General features: G+C 70.1%; 21 protein-coding genes. 9 read left to right on the top strand and 12 right to left on the bottom strand.

Annotated features, from left to right (window positions below):
- Positions 1–24: 24 nt before the first annotated feature.
- The 3 genes from AB0L65_RS05550 to AB0L65_RS05540 form a co-directional block, all read right to left on the bottom strand.
- Positions 25–1,644, bottom strand: a complete 1,620-nt coding sequence (locus tag AB0L65_RS05550; protein WP_364240539.1) for a PucR family transcriptional regulator ligand-binding domain-containing protein — start codon at positions 1,642–1,644, stop codon at positions 25–27.
- 57 nt (positions 1,645–1,701) lie between these two features.
- On the bottom strand, positions 1,702–3,330 hold the full coding sequence (locus AB0L65_RS05545; protein ID WP_364240536.1) for an AMP-binding protein: 1,629 nt from the start codon (positions 3,328–3,330) through the stop codon (positions 1,702–1,704).
- An 84-nt stretch (positions 3,331–3,414) separates the two neighbouring features.
- Positions 3,415–4,116, bottom strand: a complete 702-nt coding sequence (locus AB0L65_RS05540; protein ID WP_364240532.1) for a TetR/AcrR family transcriptional regulator — start codon at positions 4,114–4,116, stop codon at positions 3,415–3,417.
- A 55-nt stretch (positions 4,117–4,171) separates the two neighbouring features.
- On the opposite strand from AB0L65_RS05540, the gene AB0L65_RS05535 reads away from it, so the two are divergent.
- Positions 4,172–5,626, top strand: coding sequence for an MFS transporter (locus tag AB0L65_RS05535; RefSeq protein WP_364240529.1), 1,455 nt, complete (start codon positions 4,172–4,174; stop codon positions 5,624–5,626).
- On the opposite strand, the gene AB0L65_RS05530 is transcribed toward AB0L65_RS05535, so the two are convergent.
- Positions 5,623–6,321: an alternative oxidase gene (locus AB0L65_RS05530; RefSeq protein WP_364240527.1), complete on the bottom strand. Its 699-nt coding sequence runs from the start codon at positions 6,319–6,321 to the stop codon at positions 5,623–5,625. The two genes, AB0L65_RS05535 and AB0L65_RS05530, sit on opposite strands and share 4 nt — an antisense overlap.
- Before the next feature lie 258 nt (positions 6,322–6,579).
- On the opposite strand from AB0L65_RS05530, the gene AB0L65_RS05525 reads away from it, so the two are divergent.
- The 3 genes from AB0L65_RS05525 to AB0L65_RS05515 all read left to right on the top strand — a co-directional run bounded on the left by AB0L65_RS05525 (position 6,580) and on the right by AB0L65_RS05515 (position 10,584).
- The gene (locus AB0L65_RS05525) at positions 6,580–7,860 is read left to right on the top strand and encodes an aspartate aminotransferase family protein (protein ID WP_364240525.1); all 1,281 of its coding nucleotides are present in this window, start codon (positions 6,580–6,582) and stop codon (positions 7,858–7,860) included.
- Positions 7,857–9,362, top strand: coding sequence for a CoA-acylating methylmalonate-semialdehyde dehydrogenase (locus tag AB0L65_RS05520; protein WP_364240522.1), 1,506 nt, complete (start codon positions 7,857–7,859; stop codon positions 9,360–9,362). The genes AB0L65_RS05525 and AB0L65_RS05520 overlap by 4 nt, the downstream gene beginning before the upstream one ends.
- Before the next feature lie 100 nt (positions 9,363–9,462).
- The gene (locus tag AB0L65_RS05515) at positions 9,463–10,584 is read left to right on the top strand and encodes an extracellular solute-binding protein (RefSeq protein WP_364240519.1); all 1,122 of its coding nucleotides are present in this window, start codon (positions 9,463–9,465) and stop codon (positions 10,582–10,584) included.
- Positions 10,585–10,709: 125 nt separating this feature from the next.
- Here AB0L65_RS05515 and AB0L65_RS05510 read toward each other — a convergent pair whose 3' ends face one another.
- Entirely contained in the window at positions 10,710–10,910 is a 201-nt protein-coding gene (locus AB0L65_RS05510) for a hypothetical protein (RefSeq protein WP_350724384.1), read from the bottom strand.
- A gap of 209 nt (positions 10,911–11,119) precedes the next feature.
- On the bottom strand, positions 11,120–12,448 hold the full coding sequence (gabT, locus tag AB0L65_RS05505; protein WP_350724386.1) for a 4-aminobutyrate--2-oxoglutarate transaminase: 1,329 nt from the start codon (positions 12,446–12,448) through the stop codon (positions 11,120–11,122).
- 139 nt (positions 12,449–12,587) lie between these two features.
- Here gabT and AB0L65_RS05500 point away from each other — a divergent pair, with 139 nt between their 5' ends.
- A complete protein-coding gene (locus AB0L65_RS05500; protein WP_364240515.1) occupies positions 12,588–14,066 on the top strand; it encodes a PucR family transcriptional regulator in 1,479 nt (492 codons plus the stop codon).
- Between the two features lie 4 nt (positions 14,067–14,070).
- Here AB0L65_RS05500 and AB0L65_RS05495 read toward each other — a convergent pair whose 3' ends face one another.
- A complete protein-coding gene (locus AB0L65_RS05495) occupies positions 14,071–14,697 on the bottom strand; it encodes a TetR/AcrR family transcriptional regulator (RefSeq protein WP_357734809.1) in 627 nt (208 codons plus the stop codon).
- 295 nt (positions 14,698–14,992) lie between these two features.
- On the opposite strand from AB0L65_RS05495, the gene AB0L65_RS05490 reads away from it, so the two are divergent.
- Entirely contained in the window at positions 14,993–16,420 is a 1,428-nt protein-coding gene (locus AB0L65_RS05490) for an aldehyde dehydrogenase family protein (RefSeq protein ID WP_364240513.1), read from the top strand.
- Between the two features lie 152 nt (positions 16,421–16,572).
- On the opposite strand, the gene AB0L65_RS05485 is transcribed toward AB0L65_RS05490, so the two are convergent.
- The 4 genes from AB0L65_RS05485 to dxr all read right to left on the bottom strand — a co-directional run bounded on the left by AB0L65_RS05485 (position 16,573) and on the right by dxr (position 19,805).
- Entirely contained in the window at positions 16,573–16,869 is a 297-nt protein-coding gene (locus tag AB0L65_RS05485) for a type II toxin-antitoxin system VapC family toxin (protein WP_364240604.1), read from the bottom strand.
- Positions 16,870–16,957: 88 nt separating this feature from the next.
- A complete protein-coding gene (locus AB0L65_RS05480) occupies positions 16,958–17,203 on the bottom strand; it encodes a hypothetical protein (protein ID WP_364240510.1) in 246 nt (81 codons plus the stop codon).
- 220 nt (positions 17,204–17,423) lie between these two features.
- Complete coding sequence (ispG, locus tag AB0L65_RS05475) at positions 17,424–18,587, bottom strand: flavodoxin-dependent (E)-4-hydroxy-3-methylbut-2-enyl-diphosphate synthase (protein WP_364240507.1); 1,164 nt, start codon at positions 18,585–18,587, stop codon at positions 17,424–17,426.
- A 39-nt stretch (positions 18,588–18,626) separates the two neighbouring features.
- Positions 18,627–19,805, bottom strand: coding sequence for a 1-deoxy-D-xylulose-5-phosphate reductoisomerase (gene dxr / locus AB0L65_RS05470; protein ID WP_364240504.1), 1,179 nt, complete (start codon positions 19,803–19,805; stop codon positions 18,627–18,629).
- 198 nt (positions 19,806–20,003) lie between these two features.
- On the opposite strand from dxr, the gene AB0L65_RS05465 reads away from it, so the two are divergent.
- Positions 20,004–21,005 (top strand): peptidase, encoded by a 1,002-nt coding sequence (locus tag AB0L65_RS05465; RefSeq protein WP_364240501.1) that lies wholly within the window; start codon positions 20,004–20,006, stop codon positions 21,003–21,005.
- A gap of 55 nt (positions 21,006–21,060) precedes the next feature.
- Positions 21,061–22,203, top strand: a complete 1,143-nt coding sequence (locus AB0L65_RS05460) for a trypsin-like serine protease (RefSeq protein WP_364240498.1) — start codon at positions 21,061–21,063, stop codon at positions 22,201–22,203.
- Positions 22,204–22,221: 18 nt separating this feature from the next.
- Here the strand turns inward: AB0L65_RS05460 and AB0L65_RS05455 are convergent, their stop codons facing one another.
- Positions 22,222–25,038 carry a hypothetical protein gene (locus AB0L65_RS05455; protein WP_364240495.1) on the bottom strand — a complete coding sequence of 939 codons (2,817 nt, stop codon included), beginning with the start codon at positions 25,036–25,038 and terminating at the stop codon, positions 22,222–22,224.
- Positions 25,039–25,383: 345 nt separating this feature from the next.
- On the opposite strand from AB0L65_RS05455, the gene AB0L65_RS05450 reads away from it, so the two are divergent.
- A complete protein-coding gene (locus AB0L65_RS05450) occupies positions 25,384–26,790 on the top strand; it encodes an alpha/beta hydrolase (RefSeq protein ID WP_364240492.1) in 1,407 nt (468 codons plus the stop codon).
- Positions 26,791–26,808: the final 18 nt, after the last annotated feature.

The raw sequence follows: 26,808 nt of genomic DNA, 5'->3' as shown, positions 1-26,808 counted from the left end.
TGCGACGCTAGGCGCCCGGGGCGGTCAGCGGGGTTCGCGGCGGAAGGACTCCAGGGCCAGGAGCGCGACGTGGAGTGACATGCAGGACTCGACGTCGTCCAGATCGGTGTCGAGGACGCGTTCGAGGCGGCGCAGGCGGTCGTAGAAGGCGGGCCTGGACAGGTGGGCCTTCTGCGCGGCGACCGCTTTGTTGCGCCCCGCGTCGAGATAGATGCGCAGGATCCGGGTCAGGTCGCCGCCCCGCTGGGCGTCGTGCGCCAGCAGTGGCCCCAGCTCCCGCTCCGCGAACGTCTGCAGCCGGGCGTCGTCGCGCAGCAGGTGCAGCAGCCCGCGCAGGCGCAGGTCGGGCAGCCGGTAGAAGGCGCGCCCGTCCGGCTGGCGGACGGCCACGTCGGCCACCTGCTCGGCCTCCAGGAAGCTGCGCCGTACGTCCCTGATGGACTCCACGACCGAGCCCGCCGCCAGCACGAACGCGAGCCCGCCCGGCCGCCACAGCACGCGCAGCCGCTCGGCGAGCGCGGTCAGCGCGGGCTCGGCCTGGGTGCGGGGCGGGAGGGGCAGCAGGACCCCGACGCGTTCCTGGTCGAGGGCTCCGACGAGGGCGGGCAGGCGGGCGTCGCGGCAGGCGGCGGCGGTGGCCTCGGCCAGTTCGCCGAGCTGGGCCTGGCCGTCGAGCGCCTGGTCGGCCGGCTCGGTGGGTCTGATGACCACGCTGATCAGCTTGCGTCCCGTGAGCGGCACGCCGACGGCCCTGGCGCGGGCGGCGGCCTCGTCGGGGTCGGCGTAGGCGTGGGTCAGGATGCCGGTGATGATCGTGCCGTGCGCCTGGCGTTCGAGGGACTCCTGGTGGCGTTCGAGCAGGCGGCCGAGGGCGAGCGTGGTGGCGGCGCGCTCGGCCAGCACCATGTCGCGCGGCGTCGGCACCGAGTCGCAGATCAGGATCAGCCGGCCCCAGTCCTGCCCGCGCGCCCCCACCGTGGTGACCACCCATCCGGAGGCGGCGTCGTACGCGGTCCGCTCGGCCGGGGCCACGCCCCTGGACCTGGCCTCCCAGCCGGCCAGCAGCGCGCCCGCGTCGCGCCCGGCGGACTCGCAGGCCAGCACCTGGTGGGCGAGGTTCTCCAGCAGCACGGGCCGGTTGGACAGCCTGGCCACCTGCGCCAGCACCTCGGCGGGCGAGGCGCCCTCGACCGACAGCTCGGTGAAGACCTCGTGGAGCTGCTCGGAGGCGCGCAGCTCCTCGAGCTGGATGTCGATGATCCGCGCGTGCACGGACTCGGTGATCTGCACGAACGGCGTCTCGCGGGCCAGCACGATGAGCGGCAGCCCGTGCTCCTCGGCCTTCTTGACCACGGCGGGCGGCAGCTCCTTGACGAACCTGCGGCCCAGCTCGACGATCAGCCCCGAGGCGCCCACGGAGGCGAGGTCGCCGATGTAGTCGGCGAGCTTCTCCGGGTCCTCGGGCAGCGCCACGCCCGTCGTGAGCACCAGCTCCCCGCCGCGCAGCATGTGGGCGAGGTCGGCGATCTCGCCGACGTGCACCCACCGGACCCTGGTGTCGAGCCGGTCGGCGCCCGCGACCACGCGCGGGCTGCCCCGGCGTACGGTCTCCAGTGCGAGGACATCGGCGATGGTGGGCAACACGGGGCAGAGCCTAGCCGATCGTTCTGTAAGAACGGCCATGCTCCCATTTACGCTTTGTCACGAGCTGAGGTCCTCCTCCCGGTACTCCTGGCGAGGTTCCCGCACCCGCAGCTCGACCCGGCGGATCTTGCCGGAGATCGTCTTGGGCAGCTCGGCGAATTCCAGCCGCCGCACCCGCTTGTAGGGGGCCAGCTCCCTGCGGCAGTGCTCGAAGATCGAGCGTGCGGTGGCCTCGTCCGGCTCGAACCCGGGCGCGAGCGTCACATAGGCCTTCGGTACGGCCAGGCGTACCGGATCGGGGGCGGGCACCACGGCGGCCTCGGCCACGGCGGCGTGCTCCAGCAGCACGCTCTCCAGCTCGAACGGCGAGATGCGGTAGTCGGAGGCCTTGAAGACGTCGTCGGTCCTGCCGACGTAGGTGATGTAGCCGTCCTCGTCGCGGGTGGCGACGTCGCCGGTGTGGTAGAAACCACCGCGCATCGCATCACTCAATCCGCCGACATATCCGGACATGAGGCCTATGGGGCGGCGGGCGTCCAGCGGCAGGCAGATCTCGCCGTCGTCCCCGGGTCTGCCGCTGACGGGGTCGATCAGCACGACGTCGTAGCCGGGCAGCGGCCGCCCCATCGATCCGGGCTTGACCGGCTCGTCCGGCGCGTTCCCGATCTGCGCGGTGGTCTCGGTCTGGCCGTATCCGTCCCGGATCGTGATGCCCCACGCCTTGGCGACCTGGTCGATGATCTCCGGGTTGAGCGGTTCGCCGGCGGCCACGGCCGTGCGCAGCGGCACCCGCCACACGGCGAGATCCTCCTGGATGAGCATCCGCCACACGGTCGGCGGCGCGCAGAACGTGGTGACCCGCTCGTCCCGCAGCACCTCCAGCAGCGCGGGCGCGGAGAAGCGATGGTAGTCGTGGATGAGCACGGTGGCGCCCGCGTTCCAGGGGGCGAAGACGTTGCTCCAGGCGTGCTTGGCCCATCCGGGCGAGGACACGTTGAGGTGCACGTCGCCCGGCTTCAGCCCGATCCAGAACATCGTCGACAGGTGCCCGGCCGGGTAGGACGCGTGCGTGTGCTCGACCAGCTTCGGCTGCGAGGTCGTGCCGGAGGTGAAGTAGAGCAGCAGCGTGTCAGTCGCCCGCGTCGGCGCGTCGGGGACGAAGAGCGGGTCCTCCTCGTACGCCTCGTGGTACGGCAGCCAGTTGTAGGCGTCGCCGACGGCGATCTTCGTGTATTCGCCGGCCCCGAACTTCCCCGCGTCGGCGGCGTTGGCGATCACATGAGCGACGCCGCCCCTGACGATGCGCTCCGAGATGTCCTTGGCGGTCAGCAGCGTCGTGGCCGGGATGATGACCGCGCCCAGCTTCATCGCGGCCAGCAGCGACTCCCACAGCTCGGCCTGGTTGCCCAGCATGAGCAGGACCCGGTCGCCCCGGCGCACGCCCTGGCGGTGCAGCCAGTTGGCGACCTGGCCGGAGCGGGCGGACAGCTCGGCGAACGTGTAGCGGGCGGTGCTCGCTCCCACGATCTTGAGAGCGACGGCGTCGGGGGTCTCGGCGGCCAGCACCCCGTCGAACCAGTCGAGCGCCCAGTTGAACTCCTCGAGCTCCGGCCAGCGGAAGTCGCGGCGGGCGGTGGCGGCGTCGGCGTGGAGGAGGAAATCGCGGGTGGCACGAAAACCGGTCATGCGACCGCCTTCGTCGGCCGCATGACCGGTGGATCGGCTGTGTTCGACTGGTCGCTCGCTTCGCTCGCTCATGCCGGGATCCTGCTACGTCGGCAGCCGCCGCTCAAGCCCGTCGAGCACCGACATGAGCCCGAAGTCGAAGGCCACCTGGCGGAGGGTCTGCGGATCGTCGTAGGCGGTCATGTCCATACGCTCAAGCATGTCGGGATAGTCCCTGACCGCCCTGGTGACCATCTCCTTCATCTCGGCGGGGTCGTACTCGTGCTCGCCCATGGCGGAGTTCCAGGCGACCTCGGGGATGGTCATGCCGTAGATGTAGGCGGTGAGGGTGCTGCCGGCGTAGTCGACGTCCATCCCCGCGAACCCGGCCAGCTTGAACATCCGGCGCATCCGGTCGGCGACCTGGATGGCGTTGGGGCCGAGCGCGGGCATGCGGCCGAGGAGGTCGGCCGACCACGGGTGGCGCAGGATCACGCTGCGCATGCTGTAGGCCAGGACCGAGGCCGCGTCGCGCCAGCCGACGTCCTCCGGCTCGGGCATGCTCATCTCGCCCCACACCTGGTCGTAGACCAGCTCCAGGAGCTCGTCCTTGTGGGCGACGTACCAATAGATGCTGGTGGCGCCCGCGCTCAGCTTGGCGCCCAGCTTGCGCATGCTGAGCCCGTCGAGGCCCTCCGCGTCGAGGATCTCGATCGCGGCGCGGACGATCTCGTCACGGCTGCGCCCCGGGCTCGCGGCCTTGCGCGGCTCGCGAAGCCATACGGAGGCGAACTGCTTGCCGGTCATCCTCCAAGGATAAATCCATTCGCACACTGTACGAGAGCTGTCGTACGCTGTGCGAGTGGACTCGAACACTGTACGAGACCCCCGCCGCTGGTGGATTCTCGTCGTACTCTGCTTGGCGCTTCTGGTGCTTGTCGTCGACAACACCGTTCTCAACCTCGCCATCCCCTCGCTGAACGAGGAAATGGGCGCGACGCCGTCGGACATCCAATGGATCATCGACGCGTACGTGCTGGCCTACGCCGGTCTGCTGCTCACCTCGGGCAGCCTGTCCGACAAGTACGGCCGCCGCCTGTTCCTGATCGTCGGGCTGGCCTTCTTCGGCGGCGCGTCGCTGCTGGCCGTGCTCGTCACCGAGCCCTGGCAGCTCATCGCCGCCCGCGCGCTGATGGGCATCGGCGGATCGCTGGTCATGCCCTCGACGCTGTCGATCCTGATGACCGTCTTCGACGAGACGGAGCGGCGCAAGGCGATGGCCTCCTGGAGCGCGGTGGCCCTGGTCGGCATGGTGTCGGGCCCCACCCTGGGCGGCCTCATGCTGCAGCACTACTGGTGGGGCTCGGTCTTCCTGGTGAACATCCCCATCGCGGCGATCGCCATCGTGGCAGCCGTCGTGCTCATGCCCGAGAGCCGCAGCAGCGGGCGGAAGATCGACCCGGTGGGCGTGGTGCTGTCGACGGTCGGCCTGACGGCGGCCGTGTACGTCATCATCGAGCGCGAGTGGAACGTGATCGGCATCGCGATCGCGGTCCTCGCCCTCGGCGGCTTCGTGGTCTGGGAGCGCAAGCAGGCGCAGCCGATGCTGCCCCTGCACCTGTTCGCCAACCGCAACTTCAGCGGCGCGTCGTTCTCGATCCTGCTGATGGCCTTCGGCGCGGGCGCCGTGATGCTCATGCTGACCCAGTACCTGCAGTTCGTGCTGGGCTACAAGGAGATGCAGGCCGGTCTGGCCATGCTCCCCTACGGCGTGGCCGCCGCGATCTTCAACGGCGTGGGCGCCGGCCTGGGCAAGAAGGCCAGCAACCGGGTGCTGATCGGGGCCGGCCTGCTGGTGATGGCCGGCGGGTTCGTCGTCATGGCCACGACCACCGGATACCTCCCGCTGCTGACAGGGCTGGTGATCATGGGCATCGGCGGCGGGCTGGCCGGGCCGTCCGCGTACTCCTCGCTCATGAGCGCCATCCCCATGGAGCACGCCGGCGTCGGGTCGGCGCTCAACGACACCGTCCAGCAGGTCGGCATGGCGATGAGCATCGCGGTCCTGGGCAGCGTGCTGGCCGGGCAGTACACCTCGCAGATGCCGGCCGACCTGCCCGCCGCCGCCAGGGAGTCGATCGGCGGCGCGCATCTGTCGGGCTTCGCCGAGGCCGGCAACCAGGCGTTCACGTCGGCCATGCACCTGGGCTCGTGGGTCGGGGCCGCGTTCTGCGTGGCCGCCGCGCTGCTCGCCGTGTCCGTGCTGCGCCCGGCTGCGGCAGCCCCGGAACCGGTGCCGGAAGACAGCAGGGTCTAGCGGACACGGGGCTCCCGCATGCTCTCCAGGCTGTCGAGCTTGTGGGTGCGCTCGTCGTGGCCGATCTGCCGGAGCAGGTCGGCCACCGAGCGGTAGCGGCCGTACTCGGCGGCGTACGTGCCGGGGTCGGGCACGAAGTCCAGCTCCGGGTTCTCGGCCACGAACGTCATGTACTCGTGCTCGGCGTGGTCCTCGAACTCCGCGTTCAGCCGGTAGCTCCAGTCCGGCCTGACCAGGAACAGCACCCAGGACACGTGGTAGTAGAAGAACGCGATCAGCCAGGGCGCGGCCCGGTGCAGCAGCCAGGTCTGCCGCTGCCCGGTGCGCTGCACCAGGTCCTGCAGGATCAGCAGGTGCCACTGCTCGTTGTCCTGGTCGGCGCGGGCCTCCACGATCCGCTCGAAGATCCGTCTGGCCAGGGCCGAGCGGCCCCGATGGTGGTGCACGGCCCAGTAGCCCATCCGCTCCCACGCCTGGTACGGCACGCGGGCGATGATCTCCAGCATGGCGAACTTCGTGTACGAGCCCTGCTTGCCGTACATGATGTCCACGGGCTTGAACATCATCTTGGCCAGCAGGCTGTACCTCATGCGCGGGGTGTCCAGCGTGTCCTGCTGGGCCCGGCGGAGCTGCTCGCGGTCGAGTTTGGGCGGGCCGGCGGGCGCCTCGGGGCGGTGGTCGACGGTGACGGTCATCTCGATGTCTCCTTCGTTCTCGGGATGATCCGATGGTGGCCGACTCCTCTGGCCCCGGTCGTCGCCCGCCAGTGGTCATTCGCGGTGCCTCCGGCGGCGTAGTGGCCGCGTGCCGCGTACATCGCCAGGCGGACGGGACATCCCCTAAGGGGCGACCTTTGAGGAAGTCCAGGTAGTTTGCAGGGTGTAAGTGGATTTTTCCCTCCCCCGACACGTTGTAGCGCGGGGCTGAGGAGAAGAAAAGAGATACTCGGTAACATGTCGGAGCTACTCGCGCGCCATCGGGCAGTCATGCCCAACTGGCTGGCCCTCAACTACAACGACCCCATCGAGATCGTCAGCGGCAAGGGCAACCGTGTCATCGACGCAGACGGCAAGAGCTACCTGGACTTCTTCGCCGGAATCCTGACCAACATGATCGGGTACGACGTGCCCGAGGTGCGCGAGGCCGTCGAGCGCCAGATCGCCACCGGCGTGGTGCACACCAGCACCGTCTACCTGCTGCGCGGCCAGATCGAGCTGGCCGAGAAGATCGCGCGGGTCTCCGGCATCCCCGACGCCAAGGTCTTCTTCACCAACTCCGGCACCGAGGCCAACGAGACCGCCCTGCTCCTGGCCACGTACGCGCGCAAGACCGACCAGGTGCTCGCCATGCGGCAGAGCTACCACGGGCGCAGCTTCGGCACGATCGGCGTCACCTCCAACCGCTCCTGGAAGAACAACTCGCTCTCCCCGCTCAACGTGACCTTCCTGCACGGCGCCGACCGGCATCTCGCGCAGTTCAAGGGCATGTCGGACGCCGAGTACATCCAGGCGTGCGTGGACGACCTGCGCCACGTGCTGGCCACCGCGGTCTCCAACGACGTGGCGGCGCTGATCGCCGAGCCGATCCAGGGTGTGGGCGGGTTCACGATGGCCCCCGACGGGCTGTTCGCCGCGTACAAGGAGGTCCTGGACGAGCAGGGCATCCTGTTCATCTCGGACGAGGTGCAGACCGGCTGGGGCCGTACGGGCAGCTCGTTCTTCGGCATCGGCAACCACGGCGTGACCCCCGACATGATGACCTTCGCCAAGGGCCTGGGCAACGGCTTCGCCGTCGGCGGCATCGTGGCGCGCGGCGACCTGATGGACGCCCCGCACGCCGTGGGCCTGGCCACGTTCGGCGGCAACCCGATCTCCATGGCCGCCGCCAACGCCACCCTCGACTACGTGCTCGACCGCGACCTGCAGGCCAACGCCGCACGTACGGGCGAGATCATCATCGGCGGCCTCAAGGAGGCCGCCAAGCGCCTGCCCGTGGTCAAGAGCGTGCGCGGCAAGGGCCTGATGTTCGCCGTCGAGCTGGAGAGCCCCGCCCAGGCCGCCCGCTTCATGGAGGAGACCAAGAGGGCGGGCCTGCTGGCGGGCAAGGGCGGCCTGTACGGGACCGCCATCCGCATGGCCCCGCCGCTGACCCTTACGGTGGACGAGGCCGTCGAGGGTCTCGGCATCATCGTGACCGCTCTGGAAACCATCAACGCAGAGGCAGCAGCTCAGTGAAGTCCGTCAAGCACTGGATCAACGGAGCGCTCGCGGACGGGGACTCCCGCGCCGCCGAGCTCTTCAACCCCGCGACCGGGGAGGTCAGCGGCCACGTGGCGCTGGCCTCCGCGGCCGACGTGGACGCGGCCGTGGCCGCCGCCGTCGCGGCCTTCCCCGCCTGGCGGGACGCGTCGCTGGTCAAGCGGGCGCAGGTGCTGTTCCGCTTCCGCGAGCTCATGTACGCGCACCGCGACGAGCTGGCCGCGCTGATCTCCGCCGAGCACGGCAAGGTCCACTCCGACGCGCTCGGCGAGGTGGCCCGCGGCCTGGAGGTCGTGGAGTTCGCCTGCGGGATCCCCCACCTGCTCAAGGGCGGCTTCTCCGAAGGTGTCTCGACCAGGGTCGACTCCTACTCGATCCGCCAGCCGCTGGGCGTCGTGGCCGGCATCACGCCGTTCAACTTCCCGGCCATGGTGCCGATGTGGATGTACCCGGTCGCGATCGCGTGCGGGAACGCCTTCGTGCTCAAGCCGTCGGAGAAGGACCCGTCGGCCTCGCTGCTCATGGCGCGGCTCTGGAAGGAGGCCGGGCTGCCCGACGGCGTCTTCAACGTCGTGCAGGGCGACAAGGTCGCCGTGGACCGGCTGCTGGAGCACCCCGACGTGCGCGCCGTGTCGTTCGTCGGCTCCACCCCGATCGCCAAGTACGTCTACGAGACCGGCACCGCGCACGGCAAGCGCGTGCAGGCCCTCGGCGGCGCCAAGAACCACATGCTCGTGCTCCCGGACGCCGACCTCGACCTGGTGGCGGACTCGGCGGTGTCGGCGGGGTTCGGCTCGGCGGGGGAGCGGTGCATGGCGATCTCCGTCGTGCTGGCCGTGGACCCGATCGGCGACGAGCTCGTCCAGAAGATCGTCGAGCGGGTGGACGAGCTGGTGATCGGCCCCGGCGACGACCCGAAGTCCCAGATGGGGCCGCTCGTCACCGAGGTGCACCGCGACAAGGTCGCCTCCTACCTCGACCTCGGCGTCGAGGAGGGCGCGAAGCTGGTCGTGGACGGGCGCGAGACGGCAGTGCTCGGCGGCGGCAAGGCCGCGGACACGCCCGGCTTCTGGCTCGGCCCGACTCTGCTCGACCACGTCCGGCCGGGCACGCGGACGCACACGGACGAGATCTTCGGGCCGGTCCTGTCGATCGTTCGGGTGTCCTCGTACGAGGAGGGCCTGGAGATCATCAACGGCGGCCTGTACGGCAACGGCACCGCGATCTTCACCAACGACGGGGGCGCGGCCAGGCGCTTCCAGAACGAGGTCGAGGTCGGCATGGTCGGCATCAACGTGCCCATCCCGGTGCCGATGGCCTTCTACAGCTTCGGCGGCTGGAAGTCCTCGCTCTTCGGCGACACCCACGTGCACGGCACCGAGGGCGTGCACTTCTACACCCGCGGCAAGGTCGTCACCTCGCGCTGGCTCGACCCCTCGCACGGCGGCGTGAACCTCGGCTTCCCCACGAACAAGTAGGCGTGCCACGCCCGGGGCGGGCGGGACGAGCGTCCCTCCCGCCCCACTCCCCGGTAAGCTCCAGCACACGGACCCAGCACATGGGGACAGGGGGGACATCGTGAATCGTCGTCGTGGTTATGCCCTGGCGCTCGCCGCGTCGGCGCTGATCGCAGGCATGGGCGCGGCCCGTCCGACCCCCACCCCCACGCGTACTCCCAGCTCCAGCCCCACCCCCACGCCGAGCGCGACGCAGAGCGACGGCACGCTCCAGATCCTCACCTACCGCGGTTACGCCGAGTACGGCGGCACCAGCCCCAAGGTCAACTGGGTCGGCGACTTCGAGAAGGAGACCGGCTGCCGGATCGCCAAGCTCGACACCGTGCAGAGCGCGAAGGAGATGGAGGACTTCTCCCGCCAGCGGGCGTACGACATCATCTCCGCCGGGCCCGTGCTGGCCGCCAAGCTGATCGAGGACAAGCAGGCGCAGCCCATCGACCCGGCCAAGGTGAGCGGCTACGACGACATCGACAAGCGCTTCCGCGACATGTCCACCGTGTCCGGCAAGGTGTACGGGGTGCCCTACCTGTGGGGCTATCACGAGTTCATCTACGACTCGACCAAGGTCAAGGGCGATCTCCAGCAGGCGTTCGCCTCCGACCGGGTGGCGCTCAAGGACAGCCCGCTGACGATCGCCGACGCCGCGCTGGCCGACGGCTCGGCGAAGGACCCGTACGAGCTGACCAAGGACCAGCTCGACCGCGCGGTGGCGCTGCTCGAGCAGGGCAAGGCGCGCACGTACTGGGGGAGCCCGATCGATCTGGTGCAGGGGTTCGCGACCGGGTCGCTCGACTACGCCCAGGCCACCCCGTACTACCGCCTTCTCCTGCAGAAGGCCGGAAAGCCGGTCAAGGCGCTCCAGACGCCCGAGACGACCGGGTGGGTGGACTCCTGGATGCTCGGCGCGAACGTCCCCGACACCACCTGCGCCTACCGGTGGCTCAACTGGGTGACCGCGGCGAACGCGCAGCGCGACGCCGCCGCGTGGGTGGGGCTGGCCCCGGCCAACGCCAAGGCGTGCAAGGGGCGGGCCAAGCCGATGTGCGACCTGTACGGGAGAGGCAAGAAGCTCGACCGGGTCGCTTTCGCCGTACAGCCTCCGGGGGATTGCCGGGCGGATGGCGGGGAATGTACTGATTACGCCACTTGGGACAAAAGGTGGACAGCGCTGCTCGCCAAGTGAGCGAGGCCGGCGATCGCCGCCTGTGACAGTGCCGCGGGCGCGCCCGTTCCCCCCTGGGCGCGGCCTGCAAGGGACGCCCCGGGCCTTCCCCCCCGTCCCGGGGCGTCTCGTCAGAGCGCGCTCGCTCAGCGGGACGGGAAGGCCACCACGGTCGACTTGGGTGTGGGCAGAAGGGCCTCGGCGCAGTCGCCACAGGCCAGGACCGACGAGTCGTCGGGCAGGCGCCCCACGCGCACGCGGGGTCGCGGCCATCTCTTGTGACAGACGACGCAGGCGTCGCCCTCGCGCTGGGCCCAGGTCAGGCCTTCAGGGTCGAACGTCAACATACTCCGCGCCGTTCTGGTCGGACTCCAGCTCATCATGCTTCCTGCAGTCATCGCCCATCCGTATACCGGAACCGTTATAACCCTGACCGCGGCCGTGAGTGTCCTGCTGAGCGTCAAGTCAGGGTGAATTCTCTACCCGAGCGACGCCACTTACACCACAAAATCGGGCATCCAGCCGCAAGCCGGATGCCCGATTGATGGAGTTTGTTCTAGAGTTCCGCGATCGCCTTCTCCAGGATTCCGAGGCCCTCCTCAAGAAGGTGCTCGGGGATGACGAGCGGGGGCAGGAAGCGCAGGACGTTTCCGTACGTGCCCGCGGTCAGGACCAGCAGGCCCTCGGCGTGGCAGCGCTTGACGACCTCCTGGACGGCGGTGGGGTTCGGCTCCTTGGTGCCCGGCTCGACCAGCTCGATCGCGATCATCGCGCCCCGGCCGCGGACGTCGCCGATCACGTCGAAGCGCTCCTGGAGGGCCTTGAGGCGGGGGATCATGATCTCGCCGATCCGGCGGGCCTTCGCGACGAGGTCCTCCTCCTCGATGGTCTCCAGCACGCCGAGCGCGGCCTCGCAGGCCAGGGGGTTGCCGCCGTACGTGCCGCCGAGGCCGCCGGCGTGCACCTTGTCCATGATCTCCGCGCGCCCGGTCACGGCGGCCAGCGGCAGGCCGCCCGCGATGCCCTTGGCCGTGGTGATGATGTCCGGTACGACGCCCTCGTCCTCGCAGGCGAACAGGTCGCCCGTCCTGGCGAAGCCGGTCTGCACCTCGTCGGCCACGAACACGATGCCGTTGGCCTTGCAGAACTCCGCGATGCGCGGCAGGAAGCCCCTGGCCGGCTCGATGAACCCGCCCTCGCCCGCGATCGGCTCGATCACCACGGCGGCCACGTTGCCCGGGCCGATCTGCTTGGTGATCATGTCGATGGCCTGCGCCGCGGCCTCCTCGGCGCAGTTCTCGGGGCCGGTGGGCCAGCGGTACGGGTACGCCAGCGGCACCCGGTACACCTCGGGCGCGAACGGGCCGAAGCCGTGCTTGTACGGCATGTTCTTGGCCGTCAGCGTCATCGTGAGCAGCGTGCGGCCGTGGTAGCCGTGGTCGAACACGACGACGGCCTGCCTGCCCGTCGCGTGCCTGGCGATCTTGACCGCGTTCTCGACGGCCTCGGCGCCCGAGTTCACCAGGAACGTGCGCTTCTCGTGCTCGCCCGGGGTCAGCTCGTTGAGCTTCTCGCACACCCGGACGTACGACTCGTACGGGGTGACCATGAAACAGGTGTGGGTGAAGTCGGCGACCTGCTTCTGGACGCGTTCGACGACCTTGGGCGCGGCGTTGCCCACGTTGGTCACGGCGATGCCGGAACCGAAGTCGATCAGCGAGTTCCCGTCGGCGTCCTGCACCACGCCGCCGCCGGCGCGGGTGACGAAGACCGGCAGCGTGGTGCCGATGCCGGGCGGGACGGCGGCCTGCTTGCGGGCCAGCAATTCCTGCGACTTGGGGCCTGGGATCGCGGTCACGACGCGCCGCTCCTGGGGAATGCTCATGATTCGACGCTACGGCGGGCTCCCACCTGCGCCGATACGTCGATATGTCACACTGAAGGTGGTCGTCTTTGCCGGAATGGACAAATTTCGTATGCCACCTACACTCCGGACCGTCGTACGCCGCATGAGGCTCCGGCCGGTGGCCGGAATTCCCGGCCATGTTCCCGGTCATGGGGCCCGCGGCGTGCTGGACGCCGCGGTGCGCTGGGTGGCGGTCAGCGAGCTCGCGGACCCGACGCCGTACCTGGAGGGTGGGGAACTCCTCCTCACCACGGGCATGCGGATGGAAGGCGACCAGTCCCAGTATGTCGCCCGCCTCGTGGCCCGCGGCGTCGCCGGGCTGGGCTTCGGGGTCGGCGTCTCGCACGAGGAGGTGCCCCCGGCCCTGGTGACCGCCGCCGAGGAGGCGGGGCTGCCGCTGTTCGAGGTGCCGCGGGAGACCCCGTTCATCGCGATCGGCAAGGGGGTCAGCGAGCTGCTGGCGGCCGAGCAGTACGACGAGATCAGCCGCGCCTTCGCCGCCCAGGGCCGCCTGACGCGGGCGGCGCTCCGGCCGGAGGGCATGCACGCGGTGATCGACCGGCTCGCGAAGGAGGTCGGGGGGTGGGCCGCGCTGCTGGACGAGGCGGGCGAGGTCCGCCATGCCACGCGCGGGGCCGACACGGACGCCGTCGTCTCCGAGCTCTCCCGCCTCCGCACCGCCACCCGCCCCCCTGAGCCCCGCCTCCTGGAGCCCGGCGGTGGCGGGCTGCTGCCCGCGAGCCTGGCGTTGTCGGGGCCGGGGGAGCACATCGTGGTGCAGCCGCTGGGCGGCGGTGCGCGGCCGCGCGGCTTCTTCGCCGTCGGGGCCGGCCGGCCCTTCTCGCCCGTCACCCACACGGTGATCAACGCCGCGGGATCCCTGCTCACCCTGGCGCTGGAACAGGGCAGGACCCAGCTGGAGGCCGCGCGGCGGGTCCGCTCCGCCGTGCTGGAGCTGCTGCTGTCGGGCGCGGGGGAGCAGGCGCGGGCGGTGCTGGGGCCGCTCGGCGGGCGGCTCCCTGAGGAGCCGCTGGCGGTGCTGGCGGTGGAGGCCGACGCGCTGGAGGCGCTGGAGCCGCTCGCGTTCGCGGCGCTGCTCGCCTCCTCGGGGGAGCGTCCGCCGGCCGTCGCCCTCGTGCCCGACACCGTGGCGGAGAAGGTGGCGCTGGAGGCGGACGTGCCGGTGGGCGTGAGCCTGCCGTGCGGTTACGCCTCCGAGGGCCTGAACGGCGCGCTGGACCAGGCGAGGCGTGCCCTGGCGGCGGCACCGGGGAAGGGGCGCGGCCGGGTGGTGAAGTTCGGGGAGCTGGCCGGGCAGGGGCTGCTCGGGCTGCTCGACCGGGCCGCCGCCCAGGCGTTCGCCGCCGCGCTGCTGGCCCCGCTCACCGCGTACGGGTCCCGGGCCGACCTGGTCGAGTCGCTACGTGCGTACCTCGACAGCAACGGCCACTGGGACGCGGCGGCGCAGCGGCTCGGCGTGCACCGCCACACCCTGCGCTACCGCATGAAACGGGTCGCCGAGCTGCTGGGCCGTGACCTCGACGATCCGGGCGTGCGCGCCGAGCTGTGGCTCGCGCTCGAAGCCGTCCGCCGATGACGCGCTAATCCTGCTTCTCCACCCGGTAGCAGCAGATGGTCGCCGTCGTCACCGCTTCGTACGTGCGCCCGTCGCGCAGGTGACCGGCGCGTTCCAAGCTGATGGCCCCCTGGGCCGCCGCCCACAGCGCGTCCGCGATCTTGCGAGGCTGGGTCGGGACCAGGTAGCCGGCGGAGATGCAGTCGGCGATCACCCGGTCGAGGATGTTCAGGGCGGCGCGGGCCAGGGTCCTGGCGCGCTCGCTGGGTTCGAAACCGGGGATCGCCCGCTCGAACATCAGGCTGTAGTAGCCGGGCTCCGACAGGCACGCCTGGCGGTAGGCGGGCCCGAGCGCGCTCAGGTGCTCGAACGGGTTGCGCCGCGTCGGCACCGCCTCCAGAAAGCGTCGAAACCGCTCGAACCCCTCCAGATAGAGCGCCTCCGCCAGCCCTTCCCTGTTGCCGAACATCGTGTAGATGACGGTCGTCGTGCATCCCGCCTCGGCCGCGATCCGGCGCATGGTCAGGCTCTCCGGCCCGTCGCTCTCGAGGAGGTTCACCGCCACGTCGAGGAGACGGGAGCGAAGTTCGTCGTGGGTGGCGCGCTCACCCAGCAGGTAGGCGCCTTGCAGCCCCAACGGGGCCGAACTCATGAGGCCTCCTTTGCAGCCAAGGAGCAGCTATGCGTCCTTGTGACCTCACGCTGTTCGGTCACGGGGCCCACGCCTTTCTCAGATCGGGGGCCCGCCGCGCTGGAGACCCGCAAACGATGACTTAGCCATGGCGGAGATCGCTCAAACCACTCCGCATGGTAAACATCCCGAATTGGGTCTACTTCTGTTACATCATGGGTATACCAGGGGGCTTGTACTTAACGGTGAGCCCTGGTGGGAGTCTTGTGCACCATGGTGTAAATCCCCATCTCCAGCTTGGCATAACGTCATGTGTATGGACGTGCGTACCTTCTGGCTGGCCGGCCGCGCCGCGACCGGGGACTCCGAGCTCACTGTGACCAACCCCGATGACGGCCGCGTGGTCGGGCGGCACTCCGTACCGACAGATACCCAGGTCGAAGAGGCCATCGCGGCCGCGCAGGCGGTGGCGCGGGAGGCCGCCGCGCTGCCCGTGCACGTGCGGGCCGAGGCGCTGGCCCATGTGTCGCGCCGGCTCGCCGAGCGGGCCGACGAGATCGCCCACCTGATCACGGCCGAGAACGGCAAGCCGATCTTCTGGGCGCGCGGCGAGGTCAACCGCGCCGTGGCCACGTTCCGCTTCGCCGCCGAGGAGGCCCGCCGCTGGTCCGGCGACGTGCAGCGGCTCGACACCGAGCCCGCCGCGGCCGGGCGGCTGGCGTACGTCTCGCGTGTCCCTTACGGGCCCGTCCTGGCGATCACCCCGTTCAACTTCCCGCTGAACCTGGTCGCCCACAAGGTCGCCCCCGCCATCGCCGTCGGCGCCCCCGTCATCGTCAAGCCCGCCCCCGCCACGCCGCTCTCCTCGCTCCTGCTCGGCGAGATCCTGGCGGAGACGGACCTGCCCGCGGGGATGTTCTCGGTGCTGCCGATCGAGAACGAGCGCGCCTCCGCGCTCGTCCAGGACCCCCGGCTCCCGGTGGTGTCGTTCACGGGCTCCGCGCCCGTCGGGTACGCCATCGCCGACCAGGTCCCGCGCAAGCACGTGACGCTCGAGCTGGGCGGCAACGCCGCCGCCGTCGTGCTGTCCGACGCCGACCTCGACTGGGCCGCGCAGCGCATCGCCCTCTTCTCCAACTACCAGGCCGGCCAGAGCTGCATCGCCGTGCAGCGGGTCATCGTCGAGCAGCCCGTGTACGACGCCTTCGTCGAACGCCTCCTCCCGGCCGTCTCCGGCCTCGTCACCGGCGACCCGGCGGACGAGAAGACCCAGGTGGGCCCGCTGGTCTCGGAGGCCGCCGCGAAGCGCGTGGAGCAGTGGGTCGAGGAAGCCGTCGCCGCGGGCGCCCGCGTCCTGGCCGGCGGCACCCGCGAGGGCGCCACGATCGCCCCGACCGTGCTCGCCGACGTCCCGCACGACGCCAAGGTGGCGTGCGAGGAGGTCTTCGGCCCCGTCATGATCCTCCGGCGCGCCGCCTCGATCGACGAGGCGTACGCGATGGTCAACGACTCGAAGTACGGTCTGCAGGCCGGAGTGTTCACCCGCTCCCTGGACGCCGCCTTCCGGGCGAACCGGGAGCTGGAGGTGGGCGGCGTGATCATCGGCGACGTCCCCTCGTACCGGGCCGACCAGATGCCGTACGGCGGGGTGAAGGACTCGGGGATCGGGCGCGAGGGTCTCCACTCGGCGATGGAGGACCTCACGTACGAGAAGGTCATGGTGCTCACGGGCTTGTCTCTTTAGAGCGGGGTCGCGCAGGTCTGGCTCTTCCGTGAGGAGGTTAAACGCCTCGCGGAAGAGCGGGTGGCTGCGTACCAGGGAATGAGATGGCACCCCGACCGGGGCCCGAGGGCCCGAGCCGTCCTCGATTCACCTCGATGCCCATGTCTTGACCGCTACGGCTGGGCGGGGGTGACGTCGGTGTGGGGGAAGTCCTCGCCTTTGAACAGGAGGGGTTGGTTGAGGTCTTTGGGGAGGGCATAGGCGAAGCAGTCGCCCATGTTGAGTTTCGCCTTGGAGTGGTTGCCCCGGCCGTAGTTCTGGTAGGCGGCGCGGGCGAGCTTGGCCTGGTCGGGGGTTACGGGTTCGACGATGAGGCCCATCTCGTTGATGAGGGCGTCGAAGGCGTTGCGCATGGCGTCGCCGCGGTTGTCAGCCACGATGGCCGCTTCGACGTAGTTGACGGCCGAGATGCGGCATACGGCGGCGGCGATGGCGTGGGCGAAGCTGGTGGCTTCGGTTCGCCGTTGATGATGGCGATGACGGCACTGGAGTCGATGATCATGCGGGCAGGCCCGTGTCCGGGTCGTAGAGGTGATCGGTGGACAGCTTGTCGCGGCCGAGATGGCCGCGCATGTCAGCCGCGATGGTCAGGATGCGTTCGGCTCTGCCGGCGGCTTCGTTGCGGCGTTCCAGCGCTTCCAGACGGCGTTCGAGCACTTGGGCAGCATGTTGGGTTTCCTCCGCCAGCCGGATGACTCGGCGAGCGAGGTCGTGGATGGGCTCGTGTTCGAGGTCCACGCTCATGGTCACTCAACACCTCTCGGTCTCGTCACCTGGCCGGTGGCTTCAGCGTAGCTCGTGGCGGATCGCTGCTCCCGCTGGTTACGACATCGACCAGGTCACGGGCTGTGTCATCAGATCGGCGCCGCTTGTCGCTCGGCGACCGGCTATGGGCTCTGCCGGCCACCGATATCTGGGGATGACAGCCCTCCCGCCGGCCGGAGGAAGCCGGTATCAGAAGCCATCAGCTGACGATGACCTGGGGGCCGGAGTCGTCGTCGAGGTCGACGTCGACGCCCATCTCCTCGGCCAGCCGGAGCGCCTCCTCGATCAGGGTCTCCACGATCTGCGACTCCGGCACCGTCTTGATGACCTCGCCCTTGACGAAGATCTGCCCCTTGCCGTTGCCCGAGGCCACCCCCAGGTCCGCCTCCCGGGCCTCCCCGGGGCCGTTGACGACGCAGCCCATCACGGCCACCCGCAGCGGCACCTTCAGGCCCTCCAGGCCGGCGTGCACCTGGTCGGCGAGGGTGTAGACGTCCACCTGGGCCCGGCCGCAGGACGGGCAGGAGACGATCTCCAGGCCGCGCTCGCGCAGCCCGAGCGACTCCAGGATCTGGGTGCCGACCTTGACCTCCTCCACCGGAGGCGCGGAGAGGGAGACGCGGATCGTGTCGCCGATGCCCTCCGCCAGCAGCGCGCCGAAGGCGACGGAGGACTTGATGGTCCCCTGGAAGGCGGGGCCGGCCTCGGTGACGCCCAGGTGGAGCGGGTAGTCGCACTTGGCGGCGAGCAGCCGGTACGCGTTGATCATCACGACCGGGTCGTTGTGCTTGACCGAGATCTTGATGTCGCGGAACCCGTGCTCCTCGAACAGCGAGCACTCCCAGAGCGCCGACTCCACCAGGGCCTCGGGCGTGGCCTTGCCGTACTTCTGCAGCAGGCGCGGGTCGAGCGACCCGGCGTTGACGCCGATGCGGATCGGCACCCCGTGGTCGGCCGCCGCCCGGGCGATCTCGCCCACCTTGTCGTCGAATTTCTTGATGTTGCCGGGATTGACCCGAACCGCCGCGCAGCCCGCCTCGATGGCGGCGAAGACGTACTTCGGCTGGAAGTGGATGTCGGCGATGACCGGGATCTGCGACTTCTTGGCGATGATCGGCAGCGCGTCGGCGTCGTCCTGGGACGGCACGGCCACGCGTACGATCTGGCAGCCGGACGCCGTGAGCTCCGCGATCTGCTGCAACGTGGCGTTGACGTCGGCGGTCACCGTGGTCGTCATCGACTGCACCGAGACGGGTGCGTCGCCGCCCACGGGGACGCTGCCGACCATGATCTGGCGGGAGAGTCGGCGTTCGGCGAGCGGCTTGGGACGGACCGTCGGGATGCCGAGAGCTACAGAAGACATTTCAACCCTTACTGTGACGACGGTTTCCAGTCTAGGTAGTCAGCGGGACAGCTCGATCGCGCGGGCCCGGGCCCAGGCGTCGGCCGCGAGCACCTCCTCGACCGAGTCGGCCGGGGTGACCTGGTGCTCCTCGACCACCTTGGCCACGGTGTCGACGATCGCCAGGAACGGCAGCTCGCCCCGCATGAACGCGTCGAGGCACGCCTCGTTGGCCGCGTTGTAGACGGCGGGCGCGGTGCCGCCCTCGCCGCCGACGTGCCTGGCCAGCGCGACGGAGGGGAACGCGACGTCGTCGAGGGGTTCGAACGTCCACGTGTGCGCCTTGGTCCAGTCGATGGCCCGTGCCGCACCCGGGATGCGGTGGGGGTGGCTGAGCGCGAGCGCGATCGGCAGCCGCATGTCGGGCGGGCTGGCCTGGGCCACGGTCGAGCCGTCGACGTATTCCACCATGGAGTGGATGATCGACTGCGGGTGGACCACGACCTCAATGCGGTCGAAACCCAAGTCGAACAGCAGGTGCGCCTCGATGACCTCCAGCCCCTTGTTGACCAGGGTGGCGGAGTTGATCGTGATGACCGGGCCCATCGACCAGGTGGGGTGGGCCAGCGCCATCTCAGGCGTGACGCCGGCCATCTCCTCGCGCTTCATCCCCCGGAAGGGCCCGCCGCTCGCGGTGATCACGAGCTGCTTGACGCTGTCGGGGTCGTAGCCGTCGGGGCCCGAGGCCCACAGGCACTGCTGCACCGCCGAGTGCTCGGAGTCGACCGGGAGGATCTGGCCGGGCTTGGCGAGCCGCTTGACCAGCGGGCCGCCGATGATCAGGGACTCCTTGTTGGCCAGCGCGAGGGTCCTGCCCGCCTCGAGCGCGACCAGGGTGGAGGTCAGCCCGAGCGCGCCGGTGATGCCGTTGAGCACGGTGTCGCACTGCCAGGCCGCCACCTCCGCGACCCCTTCGGGCCCGCCGAGCACCGTGGGCTTCGCGCCGTGCGCGGACAGCGCGTCCTTCAGCTCGGGCACGGCCGCCGCGTCGGCCACCGCGACCACCTCGACGCCGAACGCCGCCGCCTGCCTGGCCAGCAGATCGACCCGCCCGCCGCCCGCCGCCAGCCCGGCGACCTTGAAGCCGCCGGGGTTGGCGGCGATGACATCGAGGGCCTGGGTGCCGACGGAGCCGGTGGAGCCGAGCACCACGACGGATCGGAGGGTCTCTTCTTGCACTCGTCCATTGTCCCCGCTGCAGGGCGCGCTCGGGCACGCGGCACCGACCGCGTCGAAATCCCAGCACTTATGTGACCCGAGATAACGCAGTGAATTAATGCCGGAATACGGCTATATCGGTATGCGCAAATCTTGAGAAATCCGGATATTGCTACGGCTACCTTCCGTACCCCAGGTCCGGTATTCGGGAGGTACGTAATGCACCGCGCAGTCGTTCTGCTTTCCATCCTCAGCCTCACCACCGGCGGCGCCGTCCTGCTGCCCGCCGGTGGGGCGCAGGCCGGCGTACAGATGCGGCCCAAACCCGCCCAGTACGCGGCGGCGGACACCGCGTCCGAGCAGCGGCAGGTCCTGACGTACTGGACCGAACAGCGGATGGAGGCGGCCCAGCCGCTGGACGCGCCCGGCCCGAAGAAGGGGGCGAAGATGGCGCTGGGAGAGCCTGCCGAGGGCACCCCGTGGACGGCGCCGCCCACCGGGGCGACGCGTGCCGGGGCGGAGCTGCAGGCGGCCCGATCGTCCGGCGAGCCGTGGACCGGCTCAGGCGCGGTCGTGAAGACCACCGGCCGGATCTTCTTCACCACGCAGGGACGCAACGCGTCCTGCTCGGGTTCGGCGGTGACCAGCGCGAACAAGAGCGTGGTCCTGACCGCCGGCCACTGCGTCAAGCTGAACGGAACGTTCCACACGAACTGGGTCTTCGTGCCCGGCTACAACAACGGCAACCGCCCGTCGGGCACCTGGGCGGCCACGAAACTGCTGACCACGCAGCAGTGGAACGCGAGCGAGGACATCAACTTCGACGTCGCCGCCGCCGTCGTCGCGCCGCTGGAGGGCAAGGCGCTGGTGGACGTCGTGGGCGGCCAGGGTGTCGCGTTCAACCAGGGGAGAAGGCAGCAGATGTACGGGTTCGGCTACCCGGCGGCGGCACCGTACGACGGCTCGAAGCTCATCTACTGCAGCGGGCGGACCTTCGACGACTTCCTCGCGAGCGAGGACCACGGCCTGACCTGCAACATGACCGGCGGTTCCAGTGGCGGCCCCTGGATGCTGAATTTCAACGAGTCGACCGGCCTCGGCACCCAGAATTCGGTAAACAGCTTCAAATACAACTTCGCCCCCAACTGGATGTTCGGCCCATATTTCGGGAACGAGGCGCAGAGCGTCTACCAAGCGGCACAGAGCACCAACGCACTCTGAGGTATTTACCGAAAGTAGTCACAAGAACACATCTCGTAGTGCAGACTCGGGGGGCATGACCTTGAGCACCCCCCTGCTAGCGGCCGCCCCGCTTCTGGCGGGGCTGATCGGGCCCGCCCTCCTCGGTGCGGCCCCCGGCCAGCAGCAGGCCGACCCACCCGACCACAGGGCGATGCGTCACCAGATAGTCGAGCACGTGGCCGCCCGCACCAGCGCCGAGCAGCGGCGCGTGCTCGACTACTGGACGCCGGAGCGCATGGCCAAGGCGCTGCCGATCGACCTGCTGGACAGCGTGACGGACGGCGCGGGCCTGCTGAGCGGCGTGACGGGGCGCACGGAGGTACGCACCGCTCCTGACGTGTCGAGCCGGCGCCTGACCCCGCGAGGCGACGGCGTGACCACGGGCGTGCCGGGTGACGGCCTGGCCGCCTGGCTGTGGGGCCGCACGCCCCGGCACCAGGCGGCGGCCGCCCGGCGCGACGAGGGGGCCGCGGTCAAGCGGCCGGAGACGACCACGGTCGGCTCGCGCTGGATCACCGGCGGCGCCGTGGCCAGGACCACCGGCCGCGTCTTCCTGACCGTGCGCGGGGCGGACTTCGTCTGCTCGGCCAGCACCGTACGCAGCGCCAACAGGGACGTCGTGGTCACCGCCGGGCACTGCGTCAAGGACGGCGCGGGCGGGTGGGCCGCCAACTGGACGTTCGTCCCGGCGTACGGGATGGGCGGGGCGCAGCGGTTCGGGCAGTACGCGGCCCGCCGGATGTTCGTCGCCGGGCCCTGGTCGAGCCGTGGCGACGACAACTTCGACGTGGGCATGGTGGCGCTGGCCACGTCCGGCGGCAGGCACGTGGCCGACGTGGTGGGCACGCAGGAGATCGCCTTCAACGCCGCTCGCGGGGGCCAGGTGTTCGGCTTCGGCTATCCGGCCGACCCGCCGTACGACGGGCATCACCTGGTCTACTGCGCGGGGCGGCTGCGGGCCGACCCGTACGGGCAGAGCCGCGATCAGGGGGTGGGCTGCGAGATGACGGCGGGATCGAGCGGGGGGCCGTGGATGACCACGTTCGACCTGGCCACGGGCAAGGGGACGATCACGTCGGTGAGCAGCTTCAAGTACAGCGACGACCAGCGCACCATGTACGGCCCGTACTTCGGCGACGCCACCAAGGCTCTCTTCGACACGGCGGAGCACGCGTAGCCCGGCCGCCGTCGGCGATCAGCGCAGGGATTCTGTCGCCATGGCGACGAGTCGCAGGACGAAGCGGGCGTTCCTCGATTCCCTCAACAGGTCGGCGAGGAGCTCGTCCCGGTCGGGGGCGCTGATCAGGGCCAGGTCACCAAGTATGGCCTTGATCAGCGGCACAGCCTTGCTCGACTGCCAGTCCCCCATCGCGCGAAGGTAGGTCTCACGACGCACTTGGCCGCTGTCTGTATTCAATTTCAGCACCTCCAGCAGCCCCCGCAACGGCTCTCCGCGCCCCCAAGCAGGGTCGCCGTCGTTGATCTCGCCTATGAACGGCCATATCGCCTGGACGAGCGCCATCTGGTCCGCGTCGTAGCAGAAGCGGGCTTCGACTTCGAGTTGCATGACACCACGCGCGTCCAGCAGCGGGTTGGGCAGAGGGTTGAGCGTGATGCTCCGACTGTCCAGGGCCAACCGGAGGGCCATGTCCGTGTGCTCCGGAATAGTGTTGATCATGGAGGTGAGGCTGGTCCACTCCTCGGGCGCGCACTGCGAGCGCCACAGCAGCGCGTACCCCCGCCATTCCCGGATCACTGGTTCGTGCCCCGGCATCAGCGCACTCGCAGGCAGGTCTCCGCAGACCAGCGCGAGCAGCACCAGGTTCGCCGAGTAGTAGGCGAACCGCCGCTGAGGACCGGCCTCCCACGGCCGATACCGGTAAGGCGGCTCGTCCCGCGACTCCAGCCGCCGCAACAGCCGGACGATCAGCCTCTGCCACTCCGGCTTCGAGAGCTCCTGCAGGAAGACGATGACGGGACGGCGGGTGGAAAGCGTCGCCCAGGACAGCAGCGTCCTGAGCAGCCCGTCGTCGACCTCGCGCAACACCGAGTTGGCGGCTCCGACGATCTCGTTGAGGAGAGCGGCCACCAAGCGCGCGATGAGGAACTCGCCGAAGGTCGCGTGCAGGAATTCGTAGGTATGGAGCACCTCCTCGTCGCGGGTGGCCCGGGCCTCGTGCACGAAGAAGAACTTGCCCGGCGCCAGGTCGCCCGAGCTGAGCGGGGCGGCGAACCCCGCGCCGGCCTCAGCCGGGACCAGCTTCAGCGCCTTCAGATCCTGGTCGAACTCGGCGCTGGTCGCCCACTGCCGCCCCCGGTTGAACATCGAGAATGCCACGCAGGCGAGATGCACCAGCTCCCGCTCGACCAGCCCGGCCACCTCGGCACGCGGATGCGCCTTCTCCAGCTCGCGCTCGACGAACCTCCGCACCAGGCGCTCGTAGAGCTCCGCCTGGCCCAGTTCGGCGGCGGAGTGCAGGGCGTTGCTGTCGGCGTCGTACAGCGCGAGCATCAGCAGGAGCAGCGGCTGCCCGGCGAGGGCGGCCTGCCGGCTCACCACGTCGGGGGTGAGCCGGAGCAGTCCGCGCTGCTGGAAGTAGTCGGCGTTGGCGTTGTTCCAGATCCGCAGCCAGTGTGCGATCTGCTGCTGGTCGAACGGCGCCAGGCTGACCACGCAGGTGCCCTCGGGGAAGCTCGCCCGGTTGGCGACGGCGGTGCGGCTGGTGACGATCACGGCCACGGCGCGGCCCGCGTCCGACTCCCGCTGCTGGAACCTGGCGACCTGCTCCAGATAGTCGGTCTGCCGTACCCCGGTGGCCTGCAGCAGCTCGTCGAACCCGTCGAGGAACACGACGGGCAGCACCCCGCCGGCGGCCCTGGCGACGTCGGGCCACTGCAGGCGCTCCCCGCTCAGCTGGTAGATGGCCTGCTCGATCTGCTGCTGGATGTCGGCTCCCGCCGACACCTCGCGCAGCGGCACCCTGATCGGCAGGAAGGACTCCTGGGAGAGCCTGGCGGCCAGGACCTTGGTGAGCACGGACTTGCCCGCCCCGGGCTGCCCGAGCACGACCAGCGGCCGTTCCGTGGCGCCCCTGCCCGCCAGGAAACCGGCCAGGAACCCGGCGAGATCCTCCCTGACCTCGGCCTCCTCCCACCAGGACTCGGCGCTCGGGTCGTCGGACGCGGTCGTCTCCGCGACCTTGTAACGAGGGGCGAGGTAGGCCTGGTCCAGCGTGGGCAGCTCCATGCCCGTCGGAACGTGCCCCGTCTCGGCGACCGGGCGGGTCAGCGCGGCCCGGTGCAGCCGGGACACGGTCTCCAGCTGAGCGGGCAGCGCGGCGCCCGAGGTGATCATGCCGAGCAGCCGCCGCAGCTCGGCCAGGCCCTCGCGCGTCGCCTGGTGATCGACCTGCCCGGCCCAGAACGCGAACTCCGGGACGTCCACGGCGAGCCGCCGGTAGCTGTCGGTGTAGCGGCGCAGGGCCTCTTCGACCAGACCGGTGTCGTCGAACGTCGCGCGGACTGTCTCCCACTCATGGTCGCGGAGCCGATCCCGGAGGTCGAGCTGGACGATGAAGTCCAGCATGTCGCTGCCGAACCAGGTGTATGTGAACTTGATCTGATTGACGTTCCGCTCGAAGGGCCGGTGCGGGGCGGGACAGGGGATCTCGCGCATCCTCATGACCACGCGCTGCTCGTCCTTGCCGAACCGCAGGTCCTTGAGATCGAAAGGCAGCTCGAAGTCCTCCAACGCCTCCAGGTAGGCGGTGACGACGAGGATCGCGTGCGCGGCCTCCAACCTCTCCGTACGGCTGCGCCACACCTTGTCGGAACGCCAGTCCCGCCACCGCCCCAGCAGGTCGTTCCCGACCTTGACGAGCTCGTTCTTGGCCTCGATCAGATCCCACAGCCCCAGGGTGCCGACCCCCAGCAGGGTGTCCAGGGCCTTGACCGCCGGGTCCTGCCCGCCCAGGAGCCGGACCGCGTCGACGTACCGATATCCCCTCGCCATGCCGGGATGGTAGGCCGTCGCCGGGCGATCCGCGCCCCGATACGCCACGGTCACTTCATGCAATCGTGCGATTACAAGTTGGCAAGCTTTTCCCCATACTCAACGTGATCAACCGGTCGCTCACGGGAGCATCGCAGGGCCTATGAACAGGGAGGGGGCCGGGTGAAGCGGGTCGTTGGGGTTGTCGCCGGTGTCGCGGTGCTCGTCGGAGCGATAGCCAGCGGGGATGGGACGGCGGTGGCCAGTGGTGCGAGACAGGCGCCGGCGGCCATCGCCTGGGGGCCGTGTCCGATAGGAAGTAGCGGGAGGCCGGCGCCGGCCAACCTGGAGTGCGGCACCCTACGCGTGCCGCTCGACTATCGGGAGCCGTGGGGCCAGACGATCGAGCTGGCCGTCAACCGCGTCCGGGCCAGGGTCTCCAGGAGCGCCAACTACCTGGGCGCGCTCCTGGTGAACCCGGGCGGGCCGGGCGCGCCGGGGCGGAGTCTGGCCGAGTTCGTGGCCTCGTCCCTGCCGTCGGACGTGAGCGAGCGCTACGACATCGTCGGGTTCGACCCGCGCGGCGTCGGGGGCAGCGAGCCGACGCTGCACTGCGTGGACCCGGCGGTGTTCTTCAAGGCTCCGAGGCCGGACGCGGTGCCGAAGGGGCCGGCCGAGGAGCGGGAGCTGCTCGACAGGGCGCACGAGTTCGCGGACCGGTGCGGCGCGCGCTGGTCCTGGCTGCTGCCGCACCTCACCACCGAGAACTCCGCCAGGGACATGGACTCGATCCGTGCCGCGCTCGGCGAGCAGAAGATCAGCTATCTCGGCTACTCGTACGGCACCTACCTGGGCGCCGTCTACGCCACGCTCTTCCCGTCCAGGGTCAGGCGGCTGGTCATGGACAGCACGGTCGACCCCACGGGCGTCTGGTACGACGCGAACATCCGGCAGGACAGCGCCTTCGAGCACCGTCACCGGCAGTTCCTGGCCTGGACGGCCAAGCACAACGACGTCTACCGGCTGGGCACCTCGCTCAAGCAGACGTCGTTCGCCTACTACGCGATGCGCGACCGGCTGCGGGCCCGCCCGGCCGGCGGCATCGTGGGGCCGAGCGAGCTGGACGACACGTTCACGGTCGCCGGGTACAGCGACCGGGTCTGGCCCGCGTTCGCCGCGGCCTGGTCCGCGTACGTGCGGCAGGGCGACGTGAAGGGCATGGTGGACATCTACAAGAAGCACGGCGAGGACGACAAGGCGGACGAGAACGGCTACGCCTCCTACCTGGGCGTCCAGTGCAGGGACGCCAAGTGGCCGCGCAAGTGGGAGAAGTGGCGCGAGGACATGACCCGGCTGCACCGCCGGGCGCCGTTCCTGACCTGGCCGAACGCCTGGTTCAACGCCCCGTGCGCCTTCTGGCCGGTGCGGGGCGGGACGCCGATCGAGGTGCAGGGCTCGTCGAACCTGCCGCCGGTGCTCCTCATCCAGTCCCGTGACGACGCCGCGACGCCGTTCAAGGGGGCCCTGGAGATGCGCAGGCACTTCGTCCGCACGGGCATGGTGATCGACGCCGGCGGCAACCACGGCGTGTCGCTGACGGGCAGCGAGTGCGTGGACGAGCACCTGGCCGCTTACCTGCGGGACGGCACGGTGCCGCCGCGGGACGTGGAGTGCGCCGCGCAGCCCGAGCCGCGCCCGTCGACCCACATGACGGCGGACGCGGTGAGCCCTCCGGCCGGGCTGCTCGGGATCCTCGGCACCCTTGGGCTCTGACTGACGTCAAGAAAGGAT

Origin of the sequence: Nonomuraea sp. NPDC052116 (assembly GCF_040680035.1) — a bacterium.
Taxonomy (GTDB): Bacteria; Actinomycetota; Actinomycetes; order Streptosporangiales; family Streptosporangiaceae; genus Nonomuraea; species Nonomuraea angiospora_A.
This window is presented reverse-complemented; position numbering and strand designations above follow the sequence as displayed.

What these genes read in the sequence shown, in the direction of transcription:
- AB0L65_RS05545 (WP_364240536.1), bottom strand. Translation starts at nt 3,330, where the DNA reads ATGACCGGTTTTCGTGCCACCCGCGATTTCCTCCTCCACGCCGACGCC.
- AB0L65_RS05540 (WP_364240532.1), bottom strand. Translation starts at nt 4,116, where the DNA reads ATGACCGGCAAGCAGTTCGCCTCCGTATGGCTTCGCGAGCCGCGCAAG.
- AB0L65_RS05530 (WP_364240527.1), bottom strand. Translation starts at nt 6,321, where the DNA reads ATGACCGTCACCGTCGACCACCGCCCCGAGGCGCCCGCCGGCCCGCCC.
- AB0L65_RS05525 (WP_364240525.1), top strand. Translation starts at nt 6,580, where the DNA reads ATGTCGGAGCTACTCGCGCGCCATCGGGCAGTCATGCCCAACTGGCTG.
- AB0L65_RS05510 (WP_350724384.1), bottom strand. Translation starts at nt 10,910, where the DNA reads ATGTTGACGTTCGACCCTGAAGGCCTGACCTGGGCCCAGCGCGAGGGC.
- gabT (WP_350724386.1), bottom strand. Translation starts at nt 12,448, where the DNA reads ATGAGCATTCCCCAGGAGCGGCGCGTCGTGACCGCGATCCCAGGCCCC.
- AB0L65_RS05495 (WP_357734809.1), bottom strand. Translation starts at nt 14,697, where the DNA reads ATGAGTTCGGCCCCGTTGGGGCTGCAAGGCGCCTACCTGCTGGGTGAG.
- AB0L65_RS05490 (WP_364240513.1), top strand. Translation starts at nt 14,993, where the DNA reads ATGGACGTGCGTACCTTCTGGCTGGCCGGCCGCGCCGCGACCGGGGAC.
- AB0L65_RS05480 (WP_364240510.1), bottom strand. Translation starts at nt 17,203, where the DNA reads ATGAGCGTGGACCTCGAACACGAGCCCATCCACGACCTCGCTCGCCGA.
- ispG (WP_364240507.1), bottom strand. Translation starts at nt 18,587, where the DNA reads ATGTCTTCTGTAGCTCTCGGCATCCCGACGGTCCGTCCCAAGCCGCTC.
- AB0L65_RS05465 (WP_364240501.1), top strand. Translation starts at nt 20,004, where the DNA reads ATGCACCGCGCAGTCGTTCTGCTTTCCATCCTCAGCCTCACCACCGGC.
- AB0L65_RS05460 (WP_364240498.1), top strand. Translation starts at nt 21,061, where the DNA reads ATGACCTTGAGCACCCCCCTGCTAGCGGCCGCCCCGCTTCTGGCGGGG.
- AB0L65_RS05455 (WP_364240495.1), bottom strand. Translation starts at nt 25,038, where the DNA reads ATGGCGAGGGGATATCGGTACGTCGACGCGGTCCGGCTCCTGGGCGGG.